The organism is Pseudophaeobacter sp. C1-32P7, from assembly GCF_041008775.1.
Taxonomy (GTDB): domain Bacteria; phylum Pseudomonadota; class Alphaproteobacteria; order Rhodobacterales; family Rhodobacteraceae; genus Phycobacter; species Phycobacter gallaeciensis_A.
Genome location: NZ_JAXGFR010000011.1, coordinates 37,616 through 56,374, shown reverse-complemented (window position 1 = coordinate 56,374; position 18,759 = coordinate 37,616). Strand labels below are relative to the sequence as shown.

Annotated in this window: 16 protein-coding genes; 1 reads left to right on the top strand and 15 read right to left on the bottom strand. The window is 63.4% G+C overall.

What is annotated here, in order from left to right; genetic code table 11:
• Position 1 precedes the first annotated feature (1 nt).
• The 8 genes from SM763_RS15950 to ftsW form a co-directional block, all read right to left on the bottom strand.
• Positions 2–895: a cell division protein FtsQ/DivIB gene (locus SM763_RS15950; RefSeq protein WP_368999143.1), complete on the bottom strand. Its 894-nt coding sequence runs from the start codon at positions 893–895 to the stop codon at positions 2–4.
• Positions 883–1,803, bottom strand: coding sequence for a D-alanine--D-alanine ligase (locus SM763_RS15945; protein WP_065273053.1), 921 nt, complete (start codon positions 1,801–1,803; stop codon positions 883–885). The genes SM763_RS15950 and SM763_RS15945 overlap by 13 nt, the downstream gene beginning before the upstream one ends.
• Positions 1,804–2,157: 354 nt before the next feature.
• Positions 2,158–3,096 (bottom strand): UDP-N-acetylmuramate dehydrogenase, encoded by a 939-nt coding sequence (gene murB, locus SM763_RS15940; protein WP_368999142.1) that lies wholly within the window; start codon positions 3,094–3,096, stop codon positions 2,158–2,160.
• Between the two features lie 98 nt (positions 3,097–3,194).
• Positions 3,195–3,446, bottom strand: a complete 252-nt coding sequence (locus SM763_RS15935; protein WP_274831776.1) for a DUF2484 family protein — start codon at positions 3,444–3,446, stop codon at positions 3,195–3,197.
• Positions 3,443–4,642, bottom strand: coding sequence for an APC family permease (locus tag SM763_RS15930; RefSeq protein WP_368999141.1), 1,200 nt, complete (start codon positions 4,640–4,642; stop codon positions 3,443–3,445). The genes SM763_RS15935 and SM763_RS15930 overlap by 4 nt, the downstream gene beginning before the upstream one ends.
• A gap of 21 nt (positions 4,643–4,663) precedes the next feature.
• Positions 4,664–6,079: a UDP-N-acetylmuramate--L-alanine ligase gene (murC, locus tag SM763_RS15925; protein ID WP_368999140.1), complete on the bottom strand. Its 1,416-nt coding sequence runs from the start codon at positions 6,077–6,079 to the stop codon at positions 4,664–4,666.
• Between the two features lie 3 nt (positions 6,080–6,082).
• Positions 6,083–7,174: a UDP-N-acetylglucosamine--N-acetylmuramyl-(pentapeptide) pyrophosphoryl-undecaprenol N-acetylglucosamine transferase gene (locus tag SM763_RS15920; RefSeq protein WP_368999139.1), complete on the bottom strand. Its 1,092-nt coding sequence runs from the start codon at positions 7,172–7,174 to the stop codon at positions 6,083–6,085.
• 28 nt (positions 7,175–7,202) lie between these two features.
• The gene (gene ftsW / locus SM763_RS15915; protein WP_274831772.1) at positions 7,203–8,372 is read right to left on the bottom strand and encodes a putative lipid II flippase FtsW; all 1,170 of its coding nucleotides are present in this window, start codon (positions 8,370–8,372) and stop codon (positions 7,203–7,205) included.
• Positions 8,373–8,540: 168 nt separating this feature from the next.
• Here ftsW and SM763_RS15910 point away from each other — a divergent pair, with 168 nt between their 5' ends.
• Complete coding sequence (locus SM763_RS15910; protein ID WP_368999198.1) at positions 8,541–9,734, top strand: BaiN/RdsA family NAD(P)/FAD-dependent oxidoreductase; 1,194 nt, start codon at positions 8,541–8,543, stop codon at positions 9,732–9,734.
• Between the two features lie 222 nt (positions 9,735–9,956).
• Here the strand turns inward: SM763_RS15910 and murD are convergent, their stop codons facing one another.
• From murD to rsmH, 7 genes are all read right to left on the bottom strand, one after another.
• Complete coding sequence (murD, locus tag SM763_RS15905) at positions 9,957–11,360, bottom strand: UDP-N-acetylmuramoyl-L-alanine--D-glutamate ligase (protein ID WP_274833466.1); 1,404 nt, start codon at positions 11,358–11,360, stop codon at positions 9,957–9,959.
• Between the two features lie 232 nt (positions 11,361–11,592).
• A complete protein-coding gene (gene mraY, locus SM763_RS15900) occupies positions 11,593–12,675 on the bottom strand; it encodes a phospho-N-acetylmuramoyl-pentapeptide-transferase (RefSeq protein ID WP_065273045.1) in 1,083 nt (360 codons plus the stop codon).
• A gap of 12 nt (positions 12,676–12,687) precedes the next feature.
• Entirely contained in the window at positions 12,688–14,109 is a 1,422-nt protein-coding gene (locus SM763_RS15895; RefSeq protein ID WP_368999138.1) for a UDP-N-acetylmuramoyl-tripeptide--D-alanyl-D-alanine ligase, read from the bottom strand.
• Positions 14,106–15,608 (bottom strand): UDP-N-acetylmuramoyl-L-alanyl-D-glutamate--2,6-diaminopimelate ligase, encoded by a 1,503-nt coding sequence (locus SM763_RS15890; RefSeq protein WP_368999137.1) that lies wholly within the window; start codon positions 15,606–15,608, stop codon positions 14,106–14,108. The genes SM763_RS15895 and SM763_RS15890 overlap by 4 nt, the downstream gene beginning before the upstream one ends.
• An 18-nt stretch (positions 15,609–15,626) precedes the next feature.
• The gene (locus SM763_RS15885) at positions 15,627–17,411 is read right to left on the bottom strand and encodes a peptidoglycan D,D-transpeptidase FtsI family protein (RefSeq protein WP_368999136.1); all 1,785 of its coding nucleotides are present in this window, start codon (positions 17,409–17,411) and stop codon (positions 15,627–15,629) included.
• The gene (ftsL, locus tag SM763_RS15880; RefSeq protein ID WP_274831768.1) at positions 17,408–17,770 is read right to left on the bottom strand and encodes a cell division protein FtsL; all 363 of its coding nucleotides are present in this window, start codon (positions 17,768–17,770) and stop codon (positions 17,408–17,410) included. The genes SM763_RS15885 and ftsL overlap by 4 nt, the downstream gene beginning before the upstream one ends.
• Positions 17,767–18,759, bottom strand: a complete 993-nt coding sequence (gene rsmH / locus SM763_RS15875) for a 16S rRNA (cytosine(1402)-N(4))-methyltransferase RsmH (RefSeq protein WP_368999135.1) — start codon at positions 18,757–18,759, stop codon at positions 17,767–17,769. Before rsmH ends, ftsL begins: the two co-directional genes overlap by 4 nt.

Sequence of the window (18,759 nt, the reverse complement as noted above, 5' to 3'; positions counted from 1 at the left end):
CTTACAGCCCACCCCCGTTCATTTCCCTGATCCGCCACCAGTTTTCCACTGCATTTTCTGTCATCCGGACCGTCGGCCGCGCCGCGATCCGCATATCCACGGCGGCGACATCACGTTCCAGCAGATCCTTGACCTCGCTGACCACGATCACCCGCTCCAGCGCCTGCACCGGGTTGTCCTCGGGCAGCAAGATCCGCTGACCGCGATCCAGAACCACGTCCCAGCGGCGCTCGCCAACCCGTACCACCCCCCGCAACCGGTCGCCAAGCGGGCTGGCTGCCGCCAGAAGCCGCATCGCCTCCTCGGCCTCGCGATTGGCCCCACGCCCGGCAATGAGCGGCAGATCAGGATGCAGCCTCCGCTGTCCCAGCTCGGCCACATGCGCGCCGGTTTCATCCAGCAGCGCCAGCCCGTCGCGGCTACGCCAGATCAGCGCCGGTTTACGTTCTTCCACATTGACTTGAAGAATGCCGCCCGGGCGGATCCGCACGCTGGCGGTGCGCACCGGGTCAAGTCCTTCGATCACATCGCGGATCTGGCCCAGATCCAGATCGAAGGAGCTGATCGGAAAATCGAGCGGCACCACCTCGCGGATGTCTTCGGAGACGCTGGTCCCTGCCCCGTCGATGGCCATGACGTTGACCATGAATTCAGGACGCTCCTCGATCGAGGCGCGGATCGAATTGATCGTGCCTTGCAAGGCGTCGCGCCGCCCTTCATCCGCCAGAAACGCGGTTCCCGCCGCAGCCAGCAGGCAGATCGGCACCCCGACCCGCAGACCGAACCGGATCCCTGGCGTCAGCATCCAGCGCTGCAACCGGTACTTCAGGCGAGAAGGCGCCGGATCGGACGCTCCGCTGTGTTCCTTGCTCTTGCGCCGGATCAGCGACCGCATGAGGCGTCCTCCACCATCCATGCGCAAAGCTGCCCAAAGGTGATGCCGAAATGTTCGGCTTGCTCGGGGGCCAGCGAAGTCGGCGTCATGCCGGGCTGAGTGTTGGTTTCCAGGATTATCAGCCCCTCAGCGCCGCGGCTTTCGTCCCAGCGGAAATCGGTGCGGCTCACGCCCCGGCAGCCCAGTGCATCATGGGCGCGTTTGGCGTATTCCAGGCACAGATCGAAAATCTCCTGCGGCAGATCCGCAGGCAGCACATGGCGCGATCCGCCCGGCTGATATTTCGCATCATAATCGTACCAGCCATCGGTCAGAATGTCGGTCACTGTCAGTGCCTTGTCGCCCATCACGGTCGCGGTCAGCTCGCGCCCCGGGGCATAGGTTTCAACCATCACCTGATCGGGCATGTCGTCCGAGAGTTTCGGCGGCGCATTGGCGGCCTCATGCACCAGGTAGATTCCAACGCTGGAGCCTTCATTATTGGGTTTGACCACATAGGGAGGCGCCATCACATGGGACGCCTCGACCTCAGAGCGGGCAAAGATTTCGCTGGCAACCACCGGCAGGCCAACGCTGCGGAACAGGGATTTGCTGCGCTGTTTGTCCATCGCTAGCGCCGAGGCCAGCACACCAGAGTGGGTATAGGGAATACGCATCCATTCCAGCAGGCCCTGCACGCAGCCGTCTTCGCCCCAGCGACCGTGCAGCGCATTGAACACGACGTCAGGTGCCGCAGCCTCAAGCTGCGCACACAGATCCGGACCCGCGTCCAGTTCGATCACCTGATAGCCTTCGCCCCTTAGCGCGGCGGCGCATTCACGCCCGGAGGACAGGGACACCTCACGCTCAGCCGAGGGGCCGCCCATCAATACCGCCACTGTCGGGAGTGTCCTGCTCGACTCACTCACCACAAGTGCCTCAATTCATCGGGCTTAACGCCCCTGTTTCTCGCGTCCGTTATTCGGCCGCGTTCATTATTCTGGGATCACCACCGCATCGGCGACAGAGATCCTTTTGCTTGCATCAGAAGGCAATCATGCCGTGGGGCGCGGCAAATCACGTCCCATAGGTCATCATACTGCCCAAAGAGTTACCGGGACCTTAACGTCCTCTTTACCAACCTTAATGGATGTCTCTTTCTTGCCCGAATTTCACACGCCGTTCCAGCCAAAACAATCATGCCGGAGCGAATGATTGCGAATTACCCACACTCGCCCAGCGCGGCGTGGATTACGGGTGACACTGACAGGGCTGGCGCCACTTTAGTCCGGCAGGTTTTCGCCGATCCGCATGATTTCCCACTGCAGGGTAATGCCGGAATTCTCCAGCACCTTGCGACGCACCTCTTCTCCCAACGCCTCCAGATCGGCGGCGGTGGCATCCCCGGTATTGATCAGGAAATTCGGGTGTTTCTCGCTCATCTGCGCACCGCCAAGGCGGGCACCGCGCAGACCGGCATCCTCGATCACTTTCCAGGCTTTTAGATCGTGCACATCCCCCGCCTGCCCGGTCGAGGAAAACCCCGCCGGATTGCGAAAGGTGGAGCCAGCCGAACGATCCTTGACCGGCTGCGTCTCATCGCGCTTCTTCAGCTGCTCTTCCATGCGGGCATGAAGGGCATCCGCCTCGCCCCGGGGCGCCTTGAAAGTGGCCGAAACCAGCACCGCACCTTCGGGGAATGTGGTCTGGCGATAAGCGAAATTCAGGTCATCGGCGCTGAGTGTCTGCAACTCCCCGGCCCGCGTCACCACGGTGGCGGTGTGGAACACATCGGCGGTATAAGAACCATAGCAGCCCGCATTCATCCGCACCGCGCCGCCGATGGAACCGGGGATGGTGCGCAGGAATGTCAGATCCAGCCCCGCATCAGCCGCCTTGCGCGCCACATGGGCATCCAGCGCCGCCGCGCCTGCCGTGACGGTGTCGCCGTCAATCTCGATCTGGTTGAAGCCACGCCCGAGCCGGATCACTACCGCGTGGATACCGCCATCGCGCACGATGAGGTTTGACCCAACCCCCATGGGCAAGACCGTGACATTTGCAGGCAGGGCGCGCAGAAAGTCCTGAAGGTCCTCGATGTCAGCGGGCTGGAACAACACATCCGCAGGACCGCCCACCCGCAGCCAGGTCAGTTCCGACAGGCTTCGCCCCTCGGTCAGGCGTCCACGCACGGCAGGCAGGGATTTGATGATTTCGGTCATGATGGGCCACTCGTTCGGTTTCCTGCAGGGTTTAAGCCAAACTCGGATGGGAAGAAAGTACTGCCAATCCCCACGCATACCTCGGGCAGAACCCGATATCAGCCCCGCAGGACCACCCGGCGCAGCCACCGCCCAAGATAAATCACTGGATAGCGCAACACGCTCATCCCCGCGATCAGCACCGCCAGCCCCCACCATGGACCGTTTTCATAGGTGACATAGCCAAGGATCGGGATGCCGACGGCGATCAGTGCATAGGCGCGGCGCCAGTGATTGTCGCGGCTGGGTATCATGGCAAGGACATTGGCCGTCAGCGCCCAAAGCGCGGCAAGGATCAGGGACAGGCTCACAACATACCTCCCACGGCTGCAGTCAGGGCGATGGCGGACAGAACAAGCCCCACAATCGGCACCGCCATCGGCACCTGAAAGGGCGCGCCGGGCGCGTGGCGTTTCTGCAAGATCAGCGCGAGGTTCACCAACACAAAGACCGACAGCAACACCGAGGACGTAACCTCGGCCAGCCGATCCACCGAGAAGAACAGGGCCGTCAGGATCACCGCCGCACCCAATACCAGCGTGGCCAGCACCGGCGTTCCGAACCGGGGGTGGGCGTGATGGAACAGGGCCAGCGCCGGACTGCGTTTGCCCAATCCGAACAGCACCCGCGAGGCCATGACGATCTGCGCCAGGATCCCATTGAGCGCAGCAATGACCGCGATATAGGACAGGAAATCGGGGTTCGATCCGCGCGCTGTCTGCCAGACCAGTGCCAGCGGGCTGCCGGATTGCGAAAGGTCGGCCACCGGGACAGTACGAACCGCAGCCCAGCAGACCAGCGCATAGATGATCGATGTGATGGTCAGCGACAAAAGGATCGCCTTCGGCATGGTGCGGGTCGGCTCCGAGACCTCCTCGGCCATGTTGACGATGTCTTCAAACCCGATGAAGGCAAAGAAGGCCAGAACCGCACCAAGGCCAAGGCCCGCCCAGACGGTAATGCCCGGCAGGTCCTGCGGCAGGGCCCAATCCGGCGACACATCGCCCGTACCCCCGGCCCAGATCACCAGCGCCAGCCCGGTCAGCTCAATCGCGGTAAAAACCGCCGCCAACGACAGGCTTTCCAGAACGCCAATCACGGCCACCGCCACCAGCGCCAACCCCATGGCGATGATCGCAAGGGTTCCATCCACGCCGGTTGCCGCCGTCAGATACCCGGCGCCGCCACGCAGCACCGCGCCGGCAGAGACGGTTCCGGCCACAACCACGGCCAGCCCCACCAGCAAGGCAAGGGACTGCGAGCCAAACCCCTGCCCGACAAAGGCAGCCTCTCCGGCGGCTTCGGGCACGCGTGAGGAAAACTCCGCATAGCTGAGCGCAGTGGGCGCGGCGATCAGCCCTGCCAAAACAAAAGATAGCGGCGCCCAGATCCCGGCGTCGGCGACAACCGCTCCGACCAGCACATAGATCCCGGCCCCGACCATGACGCCGACGCCGTAGGCGGTCAGAAGACCAAGGCCAATACGGCGTTTCAGCGGCTCAGCCATGGCAGTGTCCTTTCGCGGGGGCTATTGGCTTTTGCTTAGCCGCTCAGGCAGCCCGTTGGCCCAGGCGCTGATAGTACCTGCGCCGAGGCAGACGACCATGTCACCGGGGCGCGCCTGTTCACGCACCAAACGCTCCAGATCGTCCTCGTTCAGCAGCGCGCGGGCGTGGCGATGTCCGTGGCGGATGAGCCCCGCCACCAGATCGTCGCGGCTGGCTCCTTCGATCGGGTCCTCACCGGCGGCAAAGACCTCGGCGATGGCGACCACATCGGCATCGTTGAAGCAGGCGCAGAAATCATCAAACAGGGAAGACAGGCGTGAATAGCGGTGCGGCTGGTGCACGGCGATGACACGAGCATTGCTATCAGCGCCAACGGCCTGACGCGCGGCCTTCAGCACGGCGGCGATTTCCACCGGGTGGTGGCCATAATCGTCGATCACGGTAACACCGTTCACTTCGCCCACCTTGGTGAAACGGCGGTTGACCCCGCCGAATGCAGCCAGCGCAGCGCGGATTTCCTCGCCTTTCATGCCCAGATGGCGCGCCACGGCCACCGCCGACAGCGCGTTGGAGACGTTGTGATCCCCCGGCATCGGCAGCGTGCAGCCTTCGATCTTCTGACCTTCGGCCTGCAATAGGATGTCGAAATGGGCAACGCCTGCCTTGTAGGTCAGGTTCACGGCACGAACATCCGCCTGTGCGTTGAAACCATAGGTGACAACGCGGCGGTCGGTGATGCGCCCCACCAGCGCCTGCACCTCGGGGTGGTCGGTACAGCAGACCGCGACACCATAAAAAGGAATGTTCGAGACGAAGTTGTAAAACCCGTCGCGCAAAGTATCAAAGTCGCCCCAGTGCTCCATATGCTCGGGGTCGATATTGGTGACCACAGCGATGGTCGCAGGCAAGCGGTTGAAGGTGCCGTCGCTTTCGTCCGCCTCGACCACCATCCATTCGCCCTGCCCCATGCGGGCGTTCGATCCGTAGGCGTGAATGATGCCGCCGTTGACCACGGTGGGGTCGAAATTCCCGGCCACCATCAGCTCGGCCATCATCGTAGTCGTGGTGGTTTTGCCATGGGTGCCGGCAATGGCGATGTTGGATTTCAACCGCATCAGCTCGGCCAGCATCTCGGCCCGGCGCACGATGGGCAGACCACGACGGCGGGCCTCGTCCAGTTCCGGGTTGCCCGGCTTGATCGCCGAGGAAATCACGACGACTTCGGCGTCTTCCAGGTTCTCAGCCCGCTGACCTTCGAAAACCAGCGCACCGAGGCCCTCCAGCCGCTGGGTGATCTTTGACGACTTGAGGTCAGACCCCTGCACCACATAGCCAAGGTTGAGCAGGACCTCGGCGATGCCGGACATGCCGATGCCGCCGATGCCGACAAAATGGATCGGGCCAACATCTCCGGGCAGTTTGGTTGCGGGCGTCATGGTCTATCCTTCCTCCGCCAGCTGTTCGACCAGTGCCACCAGACGATCGGTGGCATCGGGAACGCCGACACTTAATGCTGCTTGGGCCATCTGGGCAGCCGCATCCGGGGCGCTCAGAACGGCAGAGATCGGCTCTGACAGCGCCTGAACGTCAAGGGCGCTTTCTGGGATCAGCACCGCCCCGCCCGCATCAACCAGCCCACGCGCATTAGCGCTCTGGTGGTCTCCCGCCGCGGCGGCGAATGGGATCAGGATCGACGGGCGGCCGATGACCGAGATATCGGCAACCGACGAGGCCCCGGAGCGCGAGATCACCAGCTGCGCCTCGCTCATCCGTGCGGGCACATCGTGAAAGAAAGGCTGAACATCGGCAGCAACGCCATGTTCGGCGTAGAAGGCGCTGACGCGTTCGCCATCCTCATCGCGCGCCTGATGGGCCACGCGCAGATGGCGACGGATCCCTTCGGGCAGGGCTGCAATCGCGCCGGGCACCACATCGGACAGGATGCGCGCGCCTTGGCTGCCGCCCATCACCAGCACCGACATCGGATAATCGCCCGGTGGAATATAGGCCGCGCCCGCGCGCTCCAGCACGGCGCGGCGCACCGGGTTGCCCACGTGCACGCCCTTGGCACCCTCAGGCAATTCGGTCGGCCATACGCCGCAGGCCACCTGCGCCACGCGTTTGGCAAACAACTGGTTCACCCGGCCCAGAATACCGTTCTGTTCATGGATCATCCGGGGCAGACCCAGCAGCGTCGCCGCGCCCAGCGCCGGGATCGACGGATAGCCGCCAAAGCCCACCACCGCGTCGGGGCGGTCACGCCGCATCTGCAGGGCCATGCTGGCAATGCCCCCGGCGATCTTCGGTCCTACCAGCGCCTTGGCCAATAGTCCGCCGCGGGCAAAGGTGGCCGAGGACACCTCGGTGATTTCCACCGTATGAGGAAAGCCGCCGGTATAGCGGGCGCCGCGCGCATCGGTCGACAGTTTCACCCGCCAGCCCTTGCGCAGCATCTCTTCGGCCAGGGCCTGCGCCGGGAACATGTGCCCCCCGGTGCCGCCTGCCGCCATCAATAGCAGTTTCTGTGTCATAAACCCGCGTCGTTTCGTACCTAATGCGTCAGCCGCGACCGCGGCCACGCAGATAATCTGCAATCTCACCCTGCGGGCGCGAACGGGTAAAGGCCAGCAGCATTCCCATGGCAATGCCCGTCGCGATCAGCGAAGAGCCGCCATAGCTGACGAATGGCAGGGTCATGCCCTTGGCCGGCAAGAGCCGCACCGCAACCCCCATGTTGATCATGGCCTGCACCCCGAACATGCAGACCAAGCCTGTCCCCGCGAGCCGCACGAATGTATCGCGCTCGCGCATCAGACGAAACAGCGAGCGCACAACCACCGTGGCGTAAAGCCCGATCAGCACCGTGACCAGAACCAGCCCGTATTCCTCGGCAGCAACCGCGACGATGAAATCGGTATGGGCATCAGGCAGCGACCATTTCACCTGCCCCTCCCCGACTCCAACGCCGAACAGCCCGCCTTCGCGGATAGCATTGGTGGCATAGCCAAGCTGGGTAGTGGGATCGATATCCGGGTTCAGAAAGCCGTCGATGCGGCGGGCAAAGTGTTCGGAACTGGAATAGGCCATCACACCGCCCATGACCACAACCGCCGCCATGCCAACCAAAAGGAGCATCGGCGCCCCGGCCACAAAATACATCACGCCCCAGCCGAACAACGTCAGCGAGGCCTGACCAAAATCGGGCTGCATCACCAGCATCAGCACCACGCTCATGCACAGGCCAAAGGAAATCAGCGTGCCCGGCGGGCCGTTGATCTGCTGGCTCGAGGCAATCATCCAGGCCGCAACCACGACAAAACCGGGCTTCAGGAACTCGGACGGCTGCAGCGATGCAAAGCCCAGCGAATACCAGCGTACCGCGCCTTTGCCGAAATCGGTCCCGAAAATGGGCAGCAGCGCCAGCGCCACAAAGGCAAGAGCAAAGCCGATGATCGCAAGCCGCCGCACCAGCGTCGGCGACATCATCGAGGTCAGCACCATGGCGACCAGAGCCGCCCCGCCAAACACCGCTTGTCGCTGCACATAGTGGAAATTGCCGAACCCGTTGCGCTCGGCCAGCGGCACTGAGGCTGCAAGCCCCAGAAGCAACCCCAGCACGAACAACATCAGGACGCAGGACATCGTCCATTTGTCCAAGGTTCGCCACCATTTGGGAAGAATAGGTTCACCTGATTGTACAGGAACCGCACCATAGACCATCTCAGTCATGGAAACACCGCCGCTCTTTGCCTCGTGATACGCCCCGTTTTTCGGGGTCTGTAATGGAACAGTAACGCGAAACCCGTGATCAGACCAGTGTCTTGATCCCGGCGCGGCAGGATTTTGCGCCCGGGACAGCTCCCTTGCGCGAGAGGTCATTCCATGGTCGATGCCCTTATGCAGGTAAACACCGTGATTCTTGGCGCCGGCGCAGCAGGCATGATGTGCGCAGCCCATACCGGCGGCAGCACGCTGGTGGTCGACCACGCCAAGGCGCCGGGCGAAAAGATCCGCATTTCCGGTGGCGGGCGCTGCAACTTCACCAACCTTTACGCCGATCCGAGCAACTACCTCTCTGGCAACCCTCATTTCTGCAAATCCGCGATGGCGCGCTATACGCAATGGGATTTCATCTCACTCGTGGACCGCCACGGTATCGCCTGGCACGAGAAAACCCTCGGGCAGCTTTTTTGCGACGGCTCAGCGAAACAGATCGTCTCGATGCTGACATCAGAGATGGCAAAGGCCGGGGCCGAATTGTGGCTGCAGACCTCCGTAGGCCCCGTTGAACAGCGCGATGATGGCTTTGCCCTGACACTGACCAAAGACGGCAAGGATCACCACGTCACCTGCCGCAATCTGGTTCTGGCGACGGGCGGCAAATCCATCCCCAAGATGGGCGCCACCGGCTTGGCCTATGACATCGCCCGCCAGTTCGCCCTGCCGGTGACCGCGACCCGCCCCGGCCTTGTCCCCTTCACCTTCCCCGAAGGACGCTTTTCCGCCCTGGCCGGTGTATCCCTGCCCGCGCGCCTTTCCAACGCGCGCGCCAGTTTCGACGAGGCGCTGCTCTTCACACACCGCGGCCTCTCCGGCCCCGCGGTACTGCAGCTCTCCTCCTACTGGCACGAAGGAGAGGCGATCACAGTCACCCTCGCTCCCGAAACCGATATTTTCGCGGCGCTGCGCAGCCAGCGGCAGATCGCGGGCAAGCGCGCGATTGCCACCGAACTGGCCCGCCACCTTCCTGCCCGGTTGGTGGATTATCTGAAAGAGGCGCTCACCCCGGCCTACGACCTGACGGCCCGCCTCGCCGACCAATCCGACGCCGCCTTGCAAGCCCTCTGTGATCAACTCAACCAATGGCAGCTGACACCCGGCGGCACCGAAGGCTACCGCACCGCCGAAGTCACCCTGGGCGGCATCGACACCGATGCGCTCTCCTCAAAAACCATGCAGGCCAAATCCCGCCCCGGTCTTTACGCAATTGGCGAGGCGGTGGATGTGACTGGCTGGCTTGGCGGTTACAACTTCCAGTGGGCCTGGGCCTCGGGCCATGCCGCAGGTACAGCCATCGCCGCCACCCGCTGATCACCGCCCCTGATCGAGCGCCCGGATTTCCGCTTCGGAGCCGCCCTCGCCTGCGGCCCGGCAGTCAAATCCGTCGCAGGGGCGCCAGTCAAATTGCCGAGGGGCCCCGCCAGCGGCGGGGAGACGGCCATTTTGCTTGCGCCGCAAAGGCGGGTTTGGCAGGGCAGAAGCAGGACGAGGGTGGAACCGAAACGGATTTCCGCTTGGGTGAGCCCGAAGCCCTTAACCGTTTTCCAATCTGCGCGTGACCTCAGCGATGAAATCCTCACCGCGCTGCTCGAAGTTGTCATATTGATCGAAACTGGCCGCTGACGGGGCGAGCAAAACCGTGTCGCCCGGCTCAGCCTCTGCCATCGCCTGCGCCACTGCCTCACCCATGGTGGTGCAGACCACAGCGTCCACATCCAACTGCATGGCAAAGGTCGCCGCCTCGCGGCCGATCACATAGGCCCGGCGCACAGAACCTGTGTGACCTTTCAGAGCCTCCAGCCCGCCATCCTTTTCCAGTCCGCCGCAGATCCAGCGGATATTGCCAAAAGCGCTCAGCGCCTTCACTGCGCTGTCCACATTGGTGGCCTTGCTGTCGTTGACGTAGCGCACCCCGCCCGCCTCGGCGATGGTCTGGCTGCGGTGCGGCAGACCGGGATAGCTCTCCAACCCACCTTCGATCATCCGCGGCGCCAGCCCTAGCGCCCGCGCGGCGGCATAGGCGGCGCAGGCATTCTGATGGTTATGCGCCCCCGGCAAGCCCTGCATCGGGCGCAGATCGATCGAGGCCACCTGCCGCCCCTTGCGATATTCGCTGAGGAACCCTTTGCGGGCAAACACCTGCCAACCCGGCCCTGTCAGCTTCTGCGCTGCCGAGATGCGGATCACCCGGTCATCACTGGCGGCCTCGGACAGTTGTCCGGCCAGAAACAGCCCTTCATCCTCATCGATACCGACGATGGCGCGATCAGGGCCGCCTTCTGCGAACAGGCGCCGCTTGGCCGCGAAATAGCCGCCCATGCCGCCATGCCGGTCCAGATGATCCGGGCTGAGGTTGGTGAAGACCGCCACATCCGGGGTCAGCGCCCGCGCCAGTTCGGTCTGATAGCTGGACAGTTCCAGCACGATCACGCCGCCATTGCCCGGTGGGTCGATATCCAGAACCCCGCGGCCGATATTGCCCGCCATCTGGCTGTCGCGCCCGGCCTGCTCAAGGATATGCTGCAACAATGCGACGGTGGTGGATTTACCGTTCGATCCGGTGATGGCCACCACCTTGGGCGGCTGGTCGAACTTGTCCCATTCTCCTGTCGCGACAGAGCGGAAGAACAGCCCGATGTCATTGTCCACCGGCACCCCGGCCATCAGGGCCGCGCGCACAACCGGGTTGGGCTTTGGGTAGAGATGCGGAATACCCGGGGACACGATCAGGCTGGCGATCCCGTCAAAGGCACCAGCCCGGCTCAGATCGGCGCAGGAGAACCCCTCTGCCTCGGCCCGTTCCCGCGCCTCCGGGTTGTCATCCCAGCAGATCGCCTCGGCGCCGCCAGCCCTGAGGGCCCGCGCCGTAGCAAGGCCGGAGCGCCCCAATCCCAGAACGGCGACCCGCGCCCCTTCAAACCCTCTGACCGGGATCATGACCGCCCTCATCCTTTGATCAAATTTCGGCGCAGAGTGCACCGCCACCACGGCCTTTGCAAGCCGCCGCAAACCACCCCCGTGCGCGCATTTTGCGCGCGCCACGCCCCCCCCCGTGACAGGCGGGCCTACCCGTCGAAGGGGGCGGGCGTTTTCCGCATGCCAAGCGTAAGACCGCCGCACAAAAAAGGAGGCCGCAGCCTCCTTTTTCGACCTTATGACGTGCAAGTGCTCAGCGCACTTTCAGCGTTGCCAGACCAATCATCGCCAGGATCAGCGAGATAATCCAGAACCGGATCACGATGGTCGGCTCCGCCCAGCCCTTTTTCTCATAGTGATGGTGAATCGGCGCCATCAGGAACACCCGGCGGCCGGTGCGTTTGAAATAGAGCACCTGAATGATCACGCTCAGCGCCTCGACCACGAAAAGCCCGCCAACGATGGCCAGCACCAGCTCGTGTTTTGTGGCCACCGCGATGGCACCCAGCGCACCGCCCAAGGCCAGCGAACCGGTATCCCCCATGAACACCGCTGCAGGCGGCGCATTGTACCAAAGAAAGCCAAGCCCGGCGCCGAACAGCGCCATGGTGAAGATAAAGATCTCACCGGTGTCCTTGACGTAGTGCACGTCCAGATACTGGGAAAAGTCGGCCCTCCCCACAACATAGGCGATCACTCCCAGCGTCAGCCCGGCGATCATCGCCGGCACGATGGCCAGACCGTCCAGACCATCGGTCAGATTCACCGCATTGGCCGATCCCACGATCACGCAGACGGTGAAGGGAATGTAGAACAGGCCCAGATTGATCAGCGTGTCCTTGAACACGGGCATTGCCAGCTGGTTCTGCAGCTCTGCCCCGTGATAGGCCGAGGCCCAGACCGCCGCGACCACGGCGATCAGAATGCCAAGGCCCAGCCGCAGCTTGCCCGGCACCCCGGCCGTGTTCTGTTTCGACACCTTGGCATAATCATCGGCAAAGCCAATCAGCGCGAAGGCCAGCGTCACGAACAGCACCAGCCAGACAAAGGGATTGTCCCAGCGCGCCCAGAGCAACGTCGAGGTCAGCAAGGCGCCGACGATCAGCAAACCTCCCATGGTCGGGGTCCCGGCCTTGGAGAAATGCCCTTCGGGTCCGTCGTCGCGGATCGGCTGCCCCTTGCCCTGCCGCTTGCGCAGCACATCGATCAGCGGCCTGCCGAACAGGAAGCCAAAGACCAGCGCCGTCATGAAGGCCCCTCCGGCCCGGAAGGTAATGTAGCGGAAGAGGTTGAAAAAATCACCGCCATCCGACAGCGCCGTCAGCCAATAAAGCATATCAGCCAGTCCTCACTTGGTAGAATTTGCATCAGAGTTCCGGCTGCCATGACCCAAATCGCGGATCCCGTCAACGATGGAGGCGAGCTTCATGCTGAGCGAGCCTTTGACCAGAACCACGTCGCCAGCCCCAATCTGCCCCGGAAGATCAGCCTTTGCTGCCGCGCTGTCCGCGTGCCAGCCGCCACGTTTTTCATCCGGCAAGGCCTCTGCCAGATGCTGCATCAGCGGCCCGACGCAATGGATCTGATCGATTTCTGCGATGGCAGGATGGCGGGCAAGATCCGCATGCAGTGCGACCTCCTCCGGTCCCAGCTCTTTCATATCGCCAAGATAGGCAATCCTACTCCCGCCCTCTGCCACCGGGGTGGCCGCCAGCACGTCCAGCGCCGCCTTCACCGAGGTTGGATTGGCATTGTAACTGTCATCCAGAAGCAGAACCTGCCCCTGTGGCAGCTCCACCATTTCGCGCGCGCCGCGCCCGGTCACCGGCGACCACAGCGCCAGACTGCGGATGGCCTCTGCCAGATCAACGCCCAGCGCATTGACGCAAAGCAGCGCTCCTAGCGCATTCATGGCAAAATGCGCGCCCAGTGACTGGATATGCAACTCGGCCTCAGCACCTAGGATTTCGGCCCTGGCCACGGTTTCCTCGCCTGTCACCTGCGTTGCGATCAGCCGCGCATCGGGTGCGCTTGCGCCAAACCATTGCGCCGAAACGTCCAGCTGTTCCGCCCGTTGCCGCAGGACCGGGGCCTCGTCGATATCAGCGTTGAGCACGGCGATACCGCCCGGCTCCAGCCCATCCAAAATCGCTGCCTTTTCACGAGCGATTCCGGCGACGTCATCAAAGGCCTCCAGATGCACGGCGGCCACGGTGGTGATCATCGCCACATGCGGGCGGGCCTGCCGCGCCAGCGGCTCAATTTCACCCGGGTGGTTCATGCCGATCTCGATGACGGCGAATTCCGTATCCTGTGGCATCCGCGCCAGCGTCAGCGGCACGCCCCAGTGGTTGTTGTAGCTGGCGACGGCGGCATGGGTACGACCCTGATCCGACAGGATCCGCGCCAGCATTTCCTTGGTCGAGGTTTTGCCGACCGAGCCGGTCACTGCCACCACGCGCGCATTGGTGCGCGCACGTCCGGCACGGCCCAGCGCCTCAAGTCCCTTTTGCACATCCTCGACGACCAGCAGCGGCGCTTCCTTGGGCAGGCCTTCGGGAATACGTGAAACCAGCGCCGCGCCTGCACCGGCCTGCAGCGCCTGAGCGACATAATCATGGCCATCGCGCGCGGCCTTCAGCGCCACGAACAAATCACCGGGCTGCAGGGTGCGGGTGTCGATGGAAACGCCATTGACCTGCCAGTCGCCGCGCACCTCACCGCCGGTTGCGGCGGCGGCCTCGGCCGCGGTCCACAGCGGCGCGCTCATACGGTTTTCCCGTCGAGTACGGCCACCGCCATGCTCGCCTGTTCCACATCATCAAAGGGCAGCACATCGCTGCCGACGACCTGTCCGGTTTCGTGCCCCTTGCCGCAGATGAGCAGCGCATCGCCCGGCTCGAGCATTGCAACGCCGCGCAGGATCGCCTCGGCGCGGTCGCCCACTTCTATCGCGTCGGGTGCGCCGCCTTTGACGGCGGCCCGGATCACGGCCGGATCTTCGCTGCGCGGGTTGTCGTCGGTGACGATAACCACATCAGCATTGTCATGCGCCGCCTGCCCCATCAGCGGTCGTTTACCCGCATCCCGGTCACCGCCGGCGCCGACGATGGCAACGAGACGGCCCAAAACATGCGGGCGCAGCGCCTTGATCGCGGTAGCGACTGCATCGGGCGTATGGGCATAATCCACAAAGACAGAGGCGCCGTTCTCACGGGTCGCCGCCAACTGCATCCGTCCGCGCACCGTCGTCAGCTCGTGCAGCGTTTCAAAAACGCGTTCGGGCTCTTCGCCACTGGCGATCACCAGCCCACAGGCCATCAGCACGTTTTCCGCCTGAAAGCCGCCAATGAGGTTCAACCGGGCCATGAAAGGTCTGTCGTGCCACGAGAACCTTATGTCCTGCCCGGTGCCGTCATAGCGCTGCCCCACCAGCGAAAGATCGCCAAGGCCGCGCCCCACGGTAATCACCTCTTGTCCGCGTCCCGCCGCGATGGCGCGCATTTCGGCGCCCCGGGCATCGTCCATATTGATCACCGCGACGCCCTCGTCCGGCAGCACCCGGCGAAAGAGACCCGCTTTGGCTGCGAAATACTCTTCGAAGGTGTGGTGATAATCCAGATGATCCTGGGTGAAATTGGTAAAACCCGCTGCCGCCAGCTGCACCCCGTCAAGGCGCCGCTGATCCAGCCCGTGCGAAGACGCCTCCATCGCGGCATGTGTGACACCGGCCTTTGCCGCTGCCGCAAGGGCGCGGTGCAGAGTGATAGGCTCGGGCGTGGTGTGGGCCAGAGGGTAGCTCCAGGCGCCTTCGACCCCAGTGGTGCCAAGATTCACGGCCTCATGGCCCAGCGCCATCCAGATCTGCCGCACAAAGGTCGCAACCGACGTTTTACCATTGGTGCCAGTCACCGCAACCATGTTCTGTGGCTGGGCGCCGAACCACAGGGCGGCGGTATAGGCCAGCACCTGCCGCGGATCCTCGACAACGATCAGCGCCGCGTGGCTTTCGGACAGGGGGCGGGCTGCAATCTCGGCCCCGGCGGCATCGGTCAGGATTGCCGCTGCGCCCTGTTGCAGGGCAGCGGGAATGAAATTGGCGCCATGCACCTGACTGCCGGGCAGAGCCGCAAAAAGCGCACCATCGCCCACCCGGCGACTGTCGACCACCAGATCGGAAATCATCGGGTCCGCGCCGCCACGGGCGGTGAGCCCCAGTTGGCTGAGGGGACGTGGGTCCGGTCTGTCTTGCGGGGTATTGCGGCTCATGAGGCGCCCTCACCTGAGTCAGTTAGAGGTGAGGGTTATATCAGCCACCTCGGTGGGTTCAACTTGCGGTCTCAGCCCCAGCAGCGGCGCGACCCGCTTGATCATCTCGGCCGCCACCGGCACAGCGGTCCAGCCTGCCGTGCGGCGCTCTTCGTCATAGGCGAAGACCGAAGGTTCATCCAACGTCACGACCAGCACGTATTTTGGATCCTGCGCCGGAAAGATCGAGGCGAAGGTGGCGATCACCTTGTCCTCGTAATAGCCGCCGCGCGGGCGTGGCTTGTCCGCAGTCCCAGTCTTGCCGCCCACCTGGTAGCCGGGCACCCGAGCAAAGCTGGCAGTGCCTTCGGTCACCACGCGGCGTAGCATGGTGCGGGCCGCCTTCGCTGCTTCTTCAGAAAGCACACGCTCACCGTGCTGAGCGCCCCGCTGTTTCAGAACCGTCGGGCTGACGTGATAGCCGCCATTGGCAATGGCGGCATAACCCGCCGCCAGATGCATCGGCGTGGTCGAAATTCCGTGGCCGTAGGAAATGGTCATCGCCGAAAGCTCGGACCAGTTTTTCGGGGTCAATGGCGTGCCGCCGCTGGCCTCGACGATTTCGAATGGTGTCGGCTCCAGCATGCCCAGCTCACCGAGGAAGCTTCTCTGCCGCTCGGCGCCAATCTGCTGCGCCAGCCGTGCGGTGCCGATATTCGAGGATTTCTCGATGATCTCGGTCACCGACAACTCGTTGCCGTAGTTGTGGAAATCTCGGATCGCGAATTTGCCCCAGCGCAGCGGCCCACGGGTGTCGATCACGGTCTCCGGTGTCACCAACCCCAGATCCATCGCCTGCGCTGCCGCGAAAATCTTGAAGGTCGAGCCAAGTTCATAAACGCCCTGCACCGCGCGGTTGAACAGCGGGCTAACCGACGGGTCGAACCCCGAGGTGGGTGGACGCGGACGTTCGTTGGGATCGAAATCCGGCAGCGACACCACCGAAATCACCTCACCCGTGTGCACATCCATCAGGATCGAGGTGGCCCCCTTGGCGTTCATCAGCTTCATGCCGCCATCCAGCACCCGCTCAGCAGCAGCCTGAATGGTCAGATCCAGCGAGAGTTGCAGCGGTTTATCGCCATTGCCGGGGTCACGCAGATACTCGTCGAATTGTTTTTCTACCCCGGCCACACCGATCACCTCGGCTGCCGAAACGCCTTCCTTGCCAAAACCGGCGCCGCCTAGAACATGGGCCGCGACGCTGCCATTGGGGTAAAGCCGCATCTCGCGCGGGCCGAACAAGAGGCCGGGATCGCCGATATCATGCACCGCCTGCTTCTGCTCGGGACTGATTTTCTTCTTGATCCACAGGAACTTGCGCTTGCCAGTGAAATCCGCGACCAGATCTTCGCGGTCCAGATCCGGGAAAATTTCGGCCAGGCGCGTAGCGGCGCCCTCCGGGTCGATCATCTGCGGCGGCTGCGCGTAAAGAGAGTGCGTCTCGAAATTGGTCGCCAGAATACGGCCCTGCCGGTCGACGATATCGGCGCGCTGCGCAGCGATGGCGCTGCCTGCGGCGCTGGCTACCGGCTCGCTTGGCTCAGAGGTCGCCAGAACGCCCATCCGGCCGATCACCGCAGCATAGGCACAAAGGAAAAACACGCCCAGAACCAAAAGACGTCCTTCGGCACGCTGGCGCGATTTCGCCTGCATTTCCTCGTGCCGCAGGCGAATGTTCTCTTCTTCGATGACATCCGGGTTCTGCCCGGCGGCGCGAGCGTTCAGAATACGAGCCAGAGGGCGCAGAGGCGTGCGGATCATGGCTGCTCTCCTGCACCGCGATCCCGGTTCAACCCGGAAACATCGACACCGTTTGCAATGCTGAAGTCCTGCTCAAGCGGGTACGACACCTCGTCCACGCGACCGAACTGATCGGGGCGCAGCGGCAGAAGGCCCAGCCGGTCAAAGTTCAGCTCAGCAAGACCGATCAGACGGTCGGGGCGGTTGAGATAGGCCCATTCCGCGCGCAGAACGCCCAGCCGCACCTGTGCGGCGCCGATCTCGCGTTGCAGATTGCGGGTTTCCTTCAGGACCTGCTGCGTGGCGTAGTTTTCGCGATAGGCCCAGAAGGCCAGACCAAAAACCGCCAGAGCGGTGACAGCGTATAAAAGCGTCTTCATTTCCGCGCCTCCTTTAGCTGTGGCATGCCCAGATCGCGGGCCGAGATCGGTGCAGGTGCCGCATCGGTTCGCCGCCCCACGCGCAGGCGGGCCGAGCGGGAGCGCGGGTTTTCCGCCAATTCCTGATCATCCGGGCCGACCGCCTTGCGGGTGACAATTTCGAACTGCGCGGGCTGCTCTTCGATTTCGGGGGCATAACGGTTTGCACGCCCTGTCTTGCCAGCGCGGTGCTGGAAAAACCGTTTGACCATGCGGTCCTCGACCGAATGGAAGGTCACCACCGCCAGAAGCCCTCCGGGTTTCAGCGCCCGTTCAGCGGCCAGCAGACCTTCGAACAGCTCGTCATATTCCGCGTTCACCGCAATGCGCAGCGCCTGAAAGCTGCGCGTCGCCGGGTGCGATTGTCCGGGTTTGGCGCGCGGCAGGCAGGATTCCACCAGGCTGGCCAGTTGCAACGTTGTGGTGATCGGTTCAATCTCGCGCGCCTTGACGATGGCGCGGGCGATCCGGCGACTGGCGCGCTCTTCGCCATAGTAGAACAGGATGTCGGCCAGCTCGGCTTCGCTCAGCTCCGCAACCAGATCGGCGGCCGAGGGGCCTTTCTGCGACATGCGCATATCCAGTGGGCCGTCCTTCATAAAGGAAAAGCCGCGTTCGGCGAGATCGAGCTGCATCGAAGAGACGCCAAGGTCCAGCACCACGCCATCCAGATCCTGCGCGTATTCATCCATACGGGAAAACACGCCCTGCTGCTGCACCAGCCGGTCGCCATACTCCCCCGCCCAAGACTTGGCCATTTCAAAGGCCAGCGGGTCGCGATCCACCGCGATCACCTGATCAGCACCTGCCTCCAGCAGAGCGCGGGTATAGCCCCCTGCCCCAAATGTGCCATCAAGCCAACGCCCGGTCACCGGCGCCACTGCCTTCAACAGCGGGCGCAGCAAGACGGGGATATGAGGACCAGATGCGGATGTGTGCTCGGTCGTCAT